We start from the raw sequence: 653 nt of genomic DNA, 5'->3' as shown, positions 1-653 counted from the left end.
CTCTTGCGTCATCAGCTTTTTCAAATCAGAGTCGTTGAACAAGTCTGGAGACATCTCATACATGGATGCATATTCATCTAGCTGGTGATTTACATCCGCATCTGATATCGAGTTGACTACGTCACTGAGCTCACCAAGACCGTACGCATTCACTTCATATCCAAACTGGATTTGCGCAGAGACTTTGTTGCCTTCCGTGACCGCGACTTGGCGCATGTTGTCGCCAAAGCGGGCGACTTTCAGGTGCTGACCTGCATTCACACCAATAGCGGCGCGACACCAATCGTCGATATCTCTATGCACTTGCGGTTCTTGCCAGTGTCCGACTACGACTTTACGTTCAATATTCAGACGGGTGCCAATGAAGCCAAACTCTCGGCAACCGTGCGCACTTTGGTTGAGGTTCATGAAATCCATGTCGATTTCATCCCATGGTAGCGCCGCGTTGAACTGGGTGTGAAGGTGTAAAAATGGCTTATTTAGCTGGGTTAGGCCGGCAATCCACATCTTGGCTGGAGAGAAAGTGTGCATCCACAGCATCAAGCCGATACAGTCAGGATCGTTATTGGCTGCGCGGCATATTGCGAGAATTTCATCCGGTGTTTTTACCGTGCCTTTGTTAGCAATAGAAACTGAAATGTCATCAGACGAAT

General features: G+C 48.4%; 1 pseudogene. It reads right to left on the bottom strand.

The window, feature by feature from the left end:
- Positions 1-653: pseudogene (locus R7R24_RS27625) on the bottom strand (L-arabinose isomerase); the annotation flags it as partial.

This window comes from Vibrio sp. 704 (assembly GCF_033339295.1).
This window is presented reverse-complemented; position numbering and strand designations above follow the sequence as displayed.